The 12,820-nt window shown below is 66.8% G+C and carries 12 protein-coding genes; 9 read left to right on the top strand and 3 right to left on the bottom strand.

What is annotated here, in order from left to right:
- The 6 genes from NA5_RS36575 to NA5_RS36550 form a co-directional block, all read left to right on the top strand.
- A partial coding sequence (locus NA5_RS36575; protein ID WP_245672634.1) for a putative type IV secretion/conjugal transfer ATPase occupies positions 1–2,055 on the top strand: 2,055 nt, incomplete at its 5' end.
- 70 nt (positions 2,056–2,125) lie between these two features.
- Positions 2,126–2,434 (top strand): transposase, encoded by a 309-nt coding sequence (locus tag NA5_RS36570; RefSeq protein WP_062993607.1) that lies wholly within the window; start codon positions 2,126–2,128, stop codon positions 2,432–2,434.
- Between the two features lie 46 nt (positions 2,435–2,480).
- Complete coding sequence (locus NA5_RS36565) at positions 2,481–4,157, top strand: peptidoglycan DD-metalloendopeptidase family protein (protein WP_062993606.1); 1,677 nt, start codon at positions 2,481–2,483, stop codon at positions 4,155–4,157.
- Positions 4,154–4,876, top strand: coding sequence for a hypothetical protein (locus NA5_RS36560; protein ID WP_245672632.1), 723 nt, complete (start codon positions 4,154–4,156; stop codon positions 4,874–4,876). Before NA5_RS36565 ends, NA5_RS36560 begins: the two co-directional genes overlap by 4 nt.
- Positions 4,877–4,924: 48 nt before the next feature.
- A complete protein-coding gene (locus tag NA5_RS36555; RefSeq protein ID WP_062993605.1) occupies positions 4,925–6,748 on the top strand; it encodes a type IV secretory system conjugative DNA transfer family protein in 1,824 nt (607 codons plus the stop codon).
- A 73-nt stretch (positions 6,749–6,821) separates the two neighbouring features.
- Entirely contained in the window at positions 6,822–7,208 is a 387-nt protein-coding gene (locus NA5_RS36550) for a DUF4913 domain-containing protein (protein WP_245672630.1), read from the top strand.
- Between the two features lie 62 nt (positions 7,209–7,270).
- Here the strand turns inward: NA5_RS36550 and NA5_RS36545 are convergent, their stop codons facing one another.
- Together NA5_RS36545 and NA5_RS36540 are read right to left on the bottom strand one after the other, a co-directional pair.
- Positions 7,271–7,825, bottom strand: a complete 555-nt coding sequence (locus NA5_RS36545; protein WP_062993604.1) for a hypothetical protein — start codon at positions 7,823–7,825, stop codon at positions 7,271–7,273.
- 423 nt (positions 7,826–8,248) lie between these two features.
- On the bottom strand, positions 8,249–9,064 hold the full coding sequence (locus NA5_RS36540) for a peptidylprolyl isomerase (RefSeq protein ID WP_062993603.1): 816 nt from the start codon (positions 9,062–9,064) through the stop codon (positions 8,249–8,251).
- A 159-nt stretch (positions 9,065–9,223) separates the two neighbouring features.
- Here NA5_RS36540 and hisS point away from each other — a divergent pair, with 159 nt between their 5' ends.
- The 3 genes from hisS (at position 9,224) to NA5_RS36525 (ending at position 12,396) form a co-directional block, all read left to right on the top strand.
- The gene (gene hisS, locus NA5_RS36535) at positions 9,224–10,501 is read left to right on the top strand and encodes a histidine--tRNA ligase (RefSeq protein WP_062993613.1); all 1,278 of its coding nucleotides are present in this window, start codon (positions 9,224–9,226) and stop codon (positions 10,499–10,501) included.
- A gap of 129 nt (positions 10,502–10,630) precedes the next feature.
- The gene (locus tag NA5_RS36530; RefSeq protein ID WP_062993612.1) at positions 10,631–11,200 is read left to right on the top strand and encodes a hypothetical protein; all 570 of its coding nucleotides are present in this window, start codon (positions 10,631–10,633) and stop codon (positions 11,198–11,200) included.
- A 188-nt stretch (positions 11,201–11,388) separates the two neighbouring features.
- Positions 11,389–12,396 carry a malate dehydrogenase gene (locus NA5_RS36525; protein ID WP_062993611.1) on the top strand — a complete coding sequence of 336 codons (1,008 nt, stop codon included), beginning with the start codon at positions 11,389–11,391 and terminating at the stop codon, positions 12,394–12,396.
- A 20-nt stretch (positions 12,397–12,416) separates the two neighbouring features.
- Here NA5_RS36525 and NA5_RS36520 read toward each other — a convergent pair whose 3' ends face one another.
- Positions 12,417–12,812: a hypothetical protein gene (locus NA5_RS36520; protein ID WP_062993602.1), complete on the bottom strand. Its 396-nt coding sequence runs from the start codon at positions 12,810–12,812 to the stop codon at positions 12,417–12,419.
- Positions 12,813–12,820: the final 8 nt, after the last annotated feature.

Raw genomic sequence — 12,820 nt, 5'->3', positions numbered from 1 at the left:
CCGTCGCGCGATGCGGCCGAGCGACGGGCGCGACCCGGCGCCGCAGCCGCGGACGGTGGCCGTGCCGATCGGCCGCATCCCGATCGCGGGCGCACCAGGTCGGAAAATGGCCGCGGTGAACGGAATTCGGCCGAGCGTGGACGTCCGGACGGCGCCAGGACCGCTCGCCCGCGCGATGGCGCACCGCAACGATCGGTACGGGGGGAACGCGTGGCACGACCGGAACGCAATGGCTCGCGGACGAGTCGCGAGGCACAGCGCGCGGCGAAGATCGACTACACCGCCGACCGCGCCATGGGCACCCCACAGAGGGATAGGGCCGCGCGTCGCGCGAAGGCCAGGTCGGATAAGCGCAAACAGTCCGGTCCGCCGCTGCTCGACGATGCGACCAGGGCCAAACTCGAGCAGATCAGCCGTGAGGGCACCGGCCTGCGGGCGGCCTTCGCGACCTTCCGGATCCGCACCGACGATATCCGCCGCCGCAACTACGCGGCCCGCGCCGAACAGGTCTTCGAGGACGGATTCGACCGCAGCACAGCCCAACTCACCGATCGCGGTTATATGGGACCCGGCGGCGGCCGGATGAATGTCGTGGGTCGCCCGGTCGAATACCGGGCCACCACCGCCCAGGTCGCGGGTCTGTGGCCATGGTCGGTCGGCGCGGGTGCGCCGTTGATCGGCACCCCGCTCGGTTCGCATCTGCACACCGGGGCCCCGGTGTGCTTCGACCCGATGAACTGGTTCCTACGCGGCAGCTTCATCACCGCGCCGAGCCTTTTCGTCTTGGGCCTCAACGGTTTCGGTAAGTCCTCGCTGGTGCGCCGGATCGTGCTCGGTGGTATCGCACAAGGCATTACCCCGCTGATCCTGGCCGACGTGAAACCGGACTACCGCAAGCTGGTCGAACTGGTCGGCGGCCAGGTGATCGACCTGGGTTACGGCCACGGCAAGCTCAATCCGCTCGCCGCGGGTGTGCTCGGTTCGGTCGTGCCGATGCTGGACGAGTTTCCGGCACTGCAACTTCAGGTGCTGCAGGATCTGCGCGCCCGCCAGGTCACGCTCATCGCCGGTCTGGTCGAACTCGTGCGCGGCGCGCGGGTGCGCGACTACGAGGAAACGCTGATCGCCACGGCACTGCGCATCCTCTACCGACCGGGCAGCGGCTACACACCCGACCAACCGCCCATCATGGAAAACCTGCTCGAGGTGATCGTCGCGGGCGGTGACGAACTGCAGCTCGATGCCGGTGCGGACGATCCGAACGAATACCAGGTCGCCATCAAGGGCCTGCGCCGCTCGCTGCGGGCGTTGACCCAGGGCCCGTTCGGCGCGATCTTCAACGGGCAGACCAGCGTTCCGATCGATACCAGCGCGGTCGCGGTCTGCATCGACGTATCCCATATCCCCACCGGCGACAAGAAGCTCAAGGCCGCCGTGATGCTGGCCTGCTGGGCCGACGGTTTCGCCTCGGTGGAGGCCGCGCATGTGCTCGCCGACGCCAAACTCGGCCCCCAGCGCTATTTCCAGGTGGTCATGGACGAGCTGTGGCAGGTGCTCGGTCTCGGCGACTTCATGGTCGACCGGGTCGATGAGCTGACCCGTCTGCAGCGCACCATCGCCACCGCGCTGATCATGATCAGTCACACCATCAAGGACCTGCAAGCACTGGGCTCGGAAGCCGCCATCGCGAAGGCGCTCGGCTTCCTCGAACGCGCGCGCGCCAAGATATTCGGCGCGTTGCCCGGCGAGGAAATCAAGCGCCTGGACAGCGTGGTTCCGTTCACATCCGCCGAGGAGGAGATGGTGACCGGATGGTCCGCACCGCAAGCGCTGACGGGCGAGGCGCTCAAACCCGGTCAGCTGCGCCCGTCACCACCGGGTACCGGCAAATTCCTTCTGAAGATCGGTGAGGATCGCCGCCCGGGCATCCCGTTCCACATGGAATTCACCTTGTCCGAGAAGGAGAGTGGGATCCACGAAACCAACCAGCGCTTCTCCGAGTTCACCGAGTCGACTTCACGTGGCGGCGATTCCCCCAGCGGGAGTGCCGCATGACGGGGCTCGCGACTTCGCCCGATACAACACAGCTTTCGAGACAGGCGGTCGGCTGTGGGAGGTGGGGCGCATGATGCCGCACCGGTCCTATCGGAGAGTGTCGCCGGAAGTGCGCAAGGCCGCGGTCGAGCAAGTTATCGCGCTTACCGGCAAACTACGCAGTGAATCGGAGGCATGCCGGGTGGTCGCCGAGCAGATCGGCGTGCACACCAACTCGGTGCGCAACTGGGTGCGCGCCGCCGAGGGACCGAGTCTGGAGCGCCTGGACGCGACGGCGCTGCGCCGCAAAGTCGCACTGCTGCAACAACAATTGGCCGCCGCCGCGGAGATGAACCGCACTCTGGCCGACACCCTCAACCAATCTCGGCGGCAAACGTGAACGTGCTCGGTTCGGTCCGCGGTCGTTCGGCGCTGCCGGGGATGCGGTGAACGGGCGGACCCTCCTGTACGTGGCGCTGGGGAGCGTACTCGGGCTGATAACCCTGGTGGTCGTCATCGTGATGCCCGCAGTGGACGACGCCTGCGAGGGCACCTCGGTGCTCGTATCGTCGAGTGTGTTGGCGCCGCTCGGCGGATACGCGCCGGGTAATTCCCGGGTCGCGGGCACGCCCACGAGGACGTCCGGCAATCCGACTGCCACCCAAGCTCATTCGACCGCCACCGGTGCACCGTCGCTGGCCGCGGGCGTCGGCCCCATTCGCCGGACGCTGCCGCTGGCCGCAGGCACCTTCACCGTGTCGGATGTATTCGGCGCGCGCGGCGGCACCCATAAGGGTGTCGACTTCGCCGCATCTGACGGCACCACCATCTACTCGGTCTCCGACGGACGTGTCGTGGCGGCCGGTCCAGCTTCGGGTTTCGGCAACTGGATCGTCGTGGATTCCGTCGATATCAACGGCCGCGCGTATTCGGCTGTCTACGGCCATATGTGGGACAGCGGCGTGCATGTGCACGTCGGCGATACTGTCGTGGCCGGTCAGCCCATCGCCCAGGTCGGGTCGGCGGGCGAATCCAGCGGCCCACATCTGCATTTCGAGATCGTGCCCGGCGGACGCTTCACCGGCGGTCGGCAAATCGACCCGCTGCCCTGGCTCGACGGCGCTCCGACCCCGGATGTCGGTGGTGCGCAGGCCTTCTCGTCCGATCCGCGCTGCAATCGCGGGTTCGGTACCGCTGGCGGTGCGCTGGCGGCCGGCAAGGTGCCGCAGGAACTCGAAATCTGGTATCGGCGTGCGGGTTCCATCTGTCCGCAGATCACCCCGTCGCTGCTGGCCGCACAGGGCAGGCAGGAGTCCGGATTCCGGCGCGGCGCCGCCTCGCCCGCGGGTGCGCAGGGTCTGGCCCAATTCCTGCCCGGCACCGCGGCCAGTATCGATCCCGATGACGGTCAGCCCTATGTCATCGATGCCGACGGCAACGGCGTCGCGAGCGTATGGGACGACGGCGACGCGATCATCGGTCAGGGCCGATATATGTGTGCGCTCGCGCGCAAGATCACGGCGTGGGAGTCCGCGGGACGAGTACAGGGTGATGTGGTCGCGCTGACGCTGGCTGCCTACAACGCGGGTGAGGGCGCGGTGCTCGCCTCCGGCGGTATGCCGAACCAGGTGGCCGCGCACTACGCCGAGACCCAGCCCTACGTCACGAATATCCTTGCGATGGAACCGCAATACCGCGCCCAGGGTTCCACTGGCCGCTTCACTCCGCAGGAGGGCGCGGGCGGCGTTCAGATCGTCCAGGCGGCGCAGCAGTGGCTCGGCACGCCGTACGTCTGGGGTGGTGGCGGCCCGCAGGGGCCCAGCGGCGGCGGAATGGACGGTCCCGGCCTCACTTCGGCGGCGGTGTTCGCCGCGTCGTCGGGCACGGTGACATTGCCGCGAACGGCGGAACAACAGTGGGAGTCGGGCGTCGAGGTGCCGCTGAGCAAGCTGCAACCGGGTGATCTGGTGTTCAGCTCATTCGGTCCACGCGGCCCCGCCGAGGTCGGAATCTATTCCGGCAACGGCAGAATGATCCAATCCGTGCCCGCCGCATACGGGCATTCCAGTGGCGTGACCCAGGTTGCGGTGCCGGGGGACGGCCGCGGGAGGAGGGTGTTGTGAGGACAACCGATACCGCGGCGGGTGAACACGCCGAAGCACGAGCGGTGATCGGACCGCACAAGTGTCGGTCCCGGCAGCTAGCCTTGAATAACACGGCGGCGCGAGCGACGGACCCGGAGGCGGTAGCGGAGCGTGACCACGAAGGGGCCCGCGAACGCCGCATATCGAACACTGCACGCGCGAAACTGGTGGTGATGCTGGTGGTGAGCGTCGCGATGTCGGGTGCGGGGTGCGCCGGCTCGGATCGAGAGTCGGGTTCCGGTGCGCCGCAGCCGCCCACGTCCACGACCCGATTGCTGGAGGGTGTGCCCGCACCCGATCCGGTGACGCCCGAGGGCGTCGCGGTAGTTGCGCTGAAGGAGATCTACTCCTGGCAGCCCGCCACCGAGGCCCAGGGCGCGTCGCTGTCGCGCGCGCGGAAATGGTTGGGCCCCAGCCTGATCCGCATGCTGGACAGCACGCCGACCGGGATCGAGACACCGAAAGCGACGCTGCAGTGGGCGGACTGGGCCAAGGCGCAGGCGCATATCGAGGCGTTCACCTTCGCATCGGGGGAGCGCCCGCCCGCGGGCGCCGATCCGAACGTCCAGCAGTTCAAGATCGGGGTCGAGCAAACGGTCGTCTACCCGAACGGGCGCAAGGAATCCCTGCCGCCCGCGACGGTCATCGCGACCGTGGTGCGCACCTCGGAAGGTTGGCGGCTCGACGCCTTCCGCTGAATCCGCACCAGCGACAACCACATAGCCAGGTCCTAACAGGAGGCAGAGATGGCGAAAAAGAAGAAGGTGCAGGATCCGGCCGTGGTCGGACCCGATATCGCCCTCTACATGATCTACGCCGGTTTCGCGACTCTCGGAACCCTGTGGATCGCCCTGCATCTGGGCAATGCGATGGCTGTCACCCCGCAGGATATTCCGATCAACCCGATCGCGATCGTCGCCGACCTGATCAAGGGCAAATTGCACTGGCCGCGCGCTTCAACGGTGATCGTGCTGCTCGTGGTCGCGGCGATCGTGGCCTTCGTGCTGGTGCGCAAGCGGCTCGCCGCGCGTCGGTCGGTCGGTCGGCTCTCCGTGGACGACAAGGCCGATGTGATGGGTAGCGGCGACGCCATCAAGTCACTCACCGAGAAGGGCGTGCGCGAAAAGGCGGAGCTGCTCGGCGTTCGGCTCGGCTACAACGACAGTCCGGGCGTGCCGATCGGCATCGGCGTCGCCGACGGGGTGATGCTCTACGGCTCATATGAGGATCTGCACCTGGACATCTGGGGGCCGCGACAGGGCAAATCGACCTCCCGGGTGATTCCGGCCATCCTGACCGCGATCGGCCCCGTGCTGTCCACCTCGAATAAGCGCGACGTGGTCGACGCGACCCGAGATGTGCGCGAGGCCAAGGGAAGTCGCACCTTCGTCTTCGATCCGCAGGGTGTCGCGGGGGAGGAACCGACCTGGTTCTGGGATCCACTGGCCTGGGTCGACGCCTACCATGACGGTGCGGAGATGCGGGCCGCCCGGTTGGCCGGACACTTCGCCGACGCCGACAATGGTTCCGATGCCAAGGGCGATGTGTTCTTCGACCCGGAGGCCGAGGACCTGCTCGCCGGACTGTTTCTGGCCGCCGCGCTCGGTGGTCGCCCGATCGTCCAGGTCTGGGACTGGGTGACCAACCCCAACGATGCCGAGCCCATCGAACTGCTGCGCAACGCGAGCAAGCACTACACCGCCTCCGGTCTCGCGATGCAGTACAACGCCGATCCACGTACCAAGAGCGGTATTTTCGGCACCGCGAAGAAAATGATCCGCTGCCTGCAGCTGTCCAATGTGCACCCGTGGATCCTGCCGGGCGACAACCGCATGCAGTTCGACGAACTCGAATTCATCGAGAACAACGGCACTCTGTACAGCCTCTCGCTCGAGGGCCGCGGTTCGGCGGCGCCGCTGGTCAGCGCGCTCACCGAGGCCGTGGTCGATGTGGCCATGCGCAAGGCCACCCATTCGCCCGGCGGTCGGCTGCCGATCCCGATGCTCGCGGTCCTGGACGAGGCCGCGAATGTGGTGCGCTGGAAGGATTTGCCCAAGCAGTACAGTCACTTCGGCTCGCGTGGCATCGTGGTGATGACGGTGCTGCAGTCCTGGGCCCAGGGCGCGCGCTGCTGGGGTGACGACGGCATGCTGGCGCTGTGGTCGGCGGCCAATATCAAGGTGCTCGGTCCGGGCGTCGACGATATGAACTTCCTGCGCGACCGTTCCGAGGCGATCGGCGAGTACGACGCGATCTCGTCCTCGGTCTCGGAATCCAAAGGCGGCAAGAGCTATTCGCGCTCACTCAGTTCGTCCAAGACGTTCACCGTCAACGCGCTGGCGACCCTGCCGCAGGGCCGCGCGATCGTCTTCACCTCCGGCCAGCCCGCGGTGCTCGTGCGTACCGTGCCCTGGTGGGAGGGCGACTACGCTGACGATGTGAAGAAGTCGATCTCGCACCATCTTCCCGGGCGTAAGACCGAGATCGCCGACCTGATCGGCTCGCCCAACCTGACCAAGGCTGCTCCGCCACCCGAATACGGTCAAATCGAGGAGGTCCGGCCACTGTGAGCGAGCGTAGCGAGCGAACCATGAGCCCAGCACCATCGGTCGCAGCGGAACCGAGCGCCAGCGAGGTGCGGCTGTGACCGACCAGCAGGAACAGCCCATGATCTACACCAACGTGGTGGAGTTCGTCGAGAACTACCTCAGCCTGGTGTATCGGCGTCAGGTCACCGATATCAGTGAAACGGTGTGGTGCCCGGAGTGGTGGAAGCATGCCGAGGCGGTGGCGCGACTAGATGCGCTCTGGCGCGCATGGGAGCACTACCGACTCGAGCCGAGCACCGGATTGAGCATCTGGTTCCTCGACCACGCCGATCCGCATATGACCAAACTCTTCGATCCCCGTGGACCTTTCAAGTACTGCAGTGTCCGCAACGGCCACAAGGACATGCTCAGCCCACTGCCGCTGAAGTCCCCGGCCCAGGGGCTCTTCGGCGATCCGACCATCGGCGACTTCCGCATCTGAACGCCGAAAACGTCGAAACGCCCGCTGATTTCAGCGGGCGTTTTCGATTTCCGGTGCGCGGGCTACTGTCGGACGCGTTCCAAACCGCGTGCGTCCTGTTCCCGACCTCGGGCGGCGGCCGCACGGGCGGCTTCGTCGCGAATGCGTACCGCCTCTTCGGGCGGTTGTCCCTGGCCTACTTCGATGAGCATCCGCACCGCCGCCAGTTCCGGCGCGATACCGATCCGGGCGAGATGCGCCGCGATCGCCTGCCGACGTTCCTGGGAGTCGTAGCGGACGAGCGGTTTGGACTGAGCCGACGCCGTCGCGGCCATACGACTGGCCTCGGCCTGTGCGGAGAAACGATCCTTCTCCAGTGAAATCCCCTTGGCCGGAACCGATTTCTCGACCATGCGGGCAAGTTCGAGATTGCGTGGGTCCTTCGCCTTGGCGTCGCGGGCCTCCCGGATCTGAAGCTCCCTGGCCTCCTTGATGCGGGCCTCGGTGATCTTGACGCGGGCTTCGGCTTCCTTCTGACCACGCTCACGGGTCCGCAGCGCGACTAAGGTCGCAAGCTGCAGTGCGGTCTTCATCATGGCCGCGGTTTCCCGGCCGATGTCGTCCAGTTCCTCGGACATGGCTGCTCCCCGATGCTGCAGTGATCACTATGGATGTTGTGGTGCTTCGTCACGGACGCCGCCACGTCGGACTGTAGTCCGGCACGGCGGTGCCCCGCCTGCAAACGTGGACACCCAGAGGACTCGTCGCGTGGCACTCCCGGTGGGGATCGACCGATCGGGAATGACTACGCTACGCGTTCTCCTTCATTCGAGATTACCCGAGAAAGCTCGGCACCAACCGTGTGGGCGTGCCGCTTAACAGCATATATCGCACAATTCCGGCGAGTAGGGGAAAGCTTCGGAGGATCTCCGGTCTTAGCGCACCCTTACCGAACGATTAGGGTCGCCTACCCTGGCTTGGGCGGACATACAGCTCGGGTCCGCTGCCCACAATGGGCAGCGGACCCGAACGAAGCGAGTTCCCGGATCGGGCGTGTCGCTTCAGTCGATGCGGACCGACTGGATGGTCACCGGGAGATTGGGTTTGCCGTCGCCCTGGCCGTTGGAGTTGTCCTGACCGCCAGCGGCGATCTTGTCCAGCGTGCCCATGCTGTCCGGATCGACGGTGCCGAAGATGGTGTAGTTCGGCGGCAGTTGCGAATCGCCGTAAACGATGAAGAACTGACTGCCGTTGGTGCCGCCGCCGGTCATGGGATCCGGCCCCGCATTGGCCATGGCGAGTGTGCCGCGCTTGTAATCCATCGGCTTCTGCAATGCCGGGTCGGCGGGGTTGTAGCGATTGGTCGGGTACTCGTTGTCGAACTGGTAGCCCGGACCACCGGTGCCGGTCCCGGTCGGGTCGCCGCACTGCAGCACCTTCAGGCCCTCGTCCGCCGTCATGCGGTGGCAGATGGTGTTGTCGAAGTAGCCCTGACCGGCCAGGCTGGCGAAGCTGTTCACGGTGCACGGCGCCTTGGCATTGTCCAGCGTCAGACCGATGGGGCCCTGGGTGGTCTCCACGCTGACGCTGAGGCTCGCGTTGTCGCCGGTGTTCTCGATGCCGCCGGTACGCGGCTTGTCCACCGGCTTGTCGGCGGGCTTCTGACTGTCGCGGTAGTCACAGCTGATGGCCGCGGGCTTGTCGTCGCTCTTGGTCAGGAAGTAGACGCCGACGGCGGCCGCCGCCACGACCACTACACCGAGCGCGGATCCGGCGATCGTGAGTCGCCTGCGCTTGCGCGCCCGATCGGCCCGGTTGGCCAGCTGGCGTTCCAGTTTCCGTTTCGCCGCTGCCCGTCGCTGTTCGTTGGTCGGCACTACCACGTTCCTCCCGTATCCGTTACGTACGGCACAGGATTGTGCCATCTATTCCTGAGACTGCTCAGCAGGCCATTTCGACCAGTCGTGACGCTGTATAAACCCGTGGCGGCAAACCGGTTGGACTTGACGGGCCATAGTGGTGGAAACTGGACCATCGTGACCAAGACCAGCAGCTTCTCCGCCCCGAAGGGGGTTCCGGATTACGTGCCCCCCGGCTCGGCCGAGTTCGTCGCGGTGCGCGACGGCTTGATCCGCGCCGCCCGACTCGCCGGGTACGGGCATGTGGAGCTGCCGATCTTCGAGGACACCGCGTTGTTCGCGCGGGGCGTCGGTGAATCCACCGATGTGGTGACCAAGGAGATGTACACCTTCGCCGACCGCGGCGATCGAAGTGTCACGCTGCGACCGGAGGGCACGGCGGGCGTCATGCGCGCGGTCATCGAACACGGACTCGACCGGGGTCAGCTGCCGGTGAAGCTGGTGTACTCGGGTCCGTTCTTCCGCTATGAGCGCCCGCAGGCCGGTCGGTACCGGCAGCTGCAGCAGGTCGGTGTCGAGGCGATCGGTATCGATGATCCGGCGCTGGACGCCGAGGTGATCGCGATCGCCGACGCGGGATTTCGTGGACTCGGACTCGATGGTTTCCGGCTGGAGATCACCTCGCTCGGTGACGAGACCTGTCGTCCGCAGTATCGAGAGCTGTTGCAGGAGTTCCTGTTCGGGCTGCCGCTGGACGAGGAGACCAAGCGGCGGGCGCAGCTGAATCCGCTGCGGGTGCTCGACGACAAGCGACCCGAGGTGCGCGAGATGACCGCGAACGCGCCGCTGATGATCGATCACCTGTCGGAGTCGGCGAAGACCCACTTCGAGCAGGTGCTCGGGTATCTGGACGCGCTCGGCGTGCCCTATGTGGTGAATCCGCGGATGGTGCGTGGGCTGGACTACTACACGAAGACGACCTTCGAATTCGTGCACGACGGGCTCGGGGCGCAGTCGGGTATCGGCGGCGGCGGCCGCTACGACGGACTGATGGCCGAATTGGGCGGACAACCGTTGTCCGGCATCGGATTCGGGCTCGGCGTGGACCGCACGATTCTGGCGCTGGAGGCCGAGGGCAAGTCGGCGGGCGATCCGGCGCGATGTGAGGTCTACGGCGTATCACTGGGCGATGCGGCCAAGCAGCGGTTGGTCGTGCTGGCGGCACAGTTGCGGGCGGCGGGCATTCGGGTCGATCTGGCCTACGGCGGTCGGAGCGTCAAGGGGTCGCTGAAGGCCGCGGATAAATCCGGTGCGAAATTCACCCTGGTCCTTGGTGACCGTGACCTGGCCGAGAACACCATCGGCCTGAAGGATATGGCCACCGGTGAACAGCGGCAGATCCCACTGGACGAGACGGTCGCCGCAGTCGCCGCCGCGTTGCGCCAGGGCGAGTAGTACGGTGCCGGGGTACACCCGCACCACGACGAATGGGCAGCCGTGCCGGTAGAACCCACGAATCCCGGTGCAGCCCAACCGGTTCCGACGGTCGGACTCGATCTCGTCGCACCCGAGACCTACGCACCCATGCTGCGGCGGCTCGCCCTCGCCGCGGTCGGGGTAGGTATCGGTGCGGCCCTGCTCGCGGCGCTGCTGGTGCCGTGGTCGATCGCGATCGCGATCGGTCTCGTCGTCGGTGCACCCACCGTCGCCTACGCCGTGGCACTGCGTCGGCGACGGATGTGGTTGGCGGGGACCACGATTCACGCGCGACGGGTGATCGGCGAGCGCCGGGTCGATATCGCGGCCGCCAACGGCGTCGAAATCCTCGTCTTTCCGGCGCGTTTGAGCCGCATCGTGCTGCGGGTGACCGCAGGCGCCGAGTCCCAGGTCGTCCCGCTCGCGATGTACACCGATGCGGGCAGCGGCCGCGAACTCCACCTGCTCGGTCTCCGCAAGCTGGCCGACGCCCTGGCCGCGAGCGAACTCGCAGCGGCCGTAGCGGTTTCGACCATGCTCGTTCACCAACTGCGCGCCGAGGCCCGAGACGCCGGTCTGGAGGAGCGGCCCTTGTACCGCGCCGTCCGGCTGGCCCGGGTGAAGGACTACGTTTCGCCCATCGTCCTGACCGATCAGGAAGTCGCGGGGCTGTGTTGATGCGCGAGTCGAGTTGTGGCGTGGTCGACCCGTCGGAGCCACGGCGCTGACGGGAAGCTTGTCGTTAGCTGGGGGGTGGTCGGATGGGTATAGCGGGGCGATTGTCGCGTAGCTCACCACCGGGGTTCGGCGGCCGTGAGAGTCGTTAGGGTGGGGTTCGAGTGTCCGTCTATCGCAAGGAGTTTCTCGTGAGCACCGCTGCTCGGACCGCGCCCGTGACCGTCGCCGTGACCGGAGGTGCGGGGCAGATCGCCTACGGCCTGCTGTTCCGGATCGCGTCCGGGGCGCTGCTGGGGTCCGAGACACCGGTGCGGCTGCGGTTGCTGGAGATTCCGGCGGCGGTGGCGTCGCTGGAGGGCGTGGCGATGGAGCTGGAGGACGGTGCGTTTCCGCTGCTCGAGTCGATCGATATCAGTGACGATCCGTGGGTCGGGTTTGCGGGCGCGAATGTCGCGCTGCTGGTCGGCGCGCGGCCGCGCACCGCGGGGATGGAGCGTTCGGATCTGCTGGCCGCCAATGGCCCGATCTTCACCGAGCAGGGCCAGGCGATCAACGCCAGCGCCGCCGACGACGTCAAGGTGCTGGTGGTCGGAAATCCGGCCAATACCAACGCCTTCATCGCCATGAGCAATGCCCCGGATGTCCCGGCCGAGCGTTTCACCGCGATGACCCGCCTCGACCACAACCGCGCCATCGCGCAGCTGGCCAAGAAGACCGGTGCGCCCGCCGCCGATATCGCCCGCGTCGCCATCTGGGGCAACCACTCCGCGTCCCAGTATCCGGATATCACCCACGCCACCATCGCGGGCCGCCCCGCCCTCGACCTGGTTGACCAGACCTGGGTGCGCGAGGACTTCATCCCGACAGTCCAGCAGCGTGGCACCGCCATCATCCAGGCCCGCGGCGCGTCCTCGGCAGCCAGCGCCGCCAGCGCCGCCATCGACCACCTTCACGACTGGTCGCTCGGCACTCATGCCGATGACTGGACCTCCATGGCCGTGCCCTCCGACGGCTCCTACGGCATTCCCGAAGGCCTCATCACCTCGTTCCCTGTCACCTGCGCGGGCGGCGACTACGCGATCGTCCAGGGCCTGGAGCTCGACGAATTCTCTCGCACCCGCATCGACGCCAGTGTCGCCGAACTCGAGCAGGAACGCGACGCCGTCATCGACTTCGGCTTCGCCAAGCACGTCTGACTCATACCCGAAGTCGTAGCTCAGGCCGCGGCCGCGGCGGAGCGATTTCTGCCGAGCGCCAACTGACCCGCCGTGGCGAGATGAATCAGCGCGAGCACGCTGCCGCCGACCATCATGCCCGGAACTCCCTGCGTGGCACCGATGGCGACGTCACCGAGCTGTACCGCGCCCGACACGGTGAGCAACGGTAGGAGCGCACGCTTGCGGGCGCTGGCCAGGCTGAACAGCAGCGCGGCACCCAGCGGGATCGCGCGGGCCGCGTAGGCCTGGGCATACAGATCGATGCCGGGCGAGTCCGCGCTGCCGGATATGGCGAGGGTCGGATCGACAAGAGCCGCGACGCTGAATGCCACGGCGACACCCGCGCCGACCGCATTGACGATGATCGCGGACCTGGTGAGCTTCTGGTCCTGCATCTTTCACT

This window comes from Nocardia anaemiae NBRC 100462 (assembly GCF_001612725.1).
Taxonomy (GTDB): domain Bacteria; phylum Actinomycetota; class Actinomycetes; order Mycobacteriales; family Mycobacteriaceae; genus Nocardia; species Nocardia anaemiae.
This window is presented reverse-complemented; position numbering and strand designations above follow the sequence as displayed.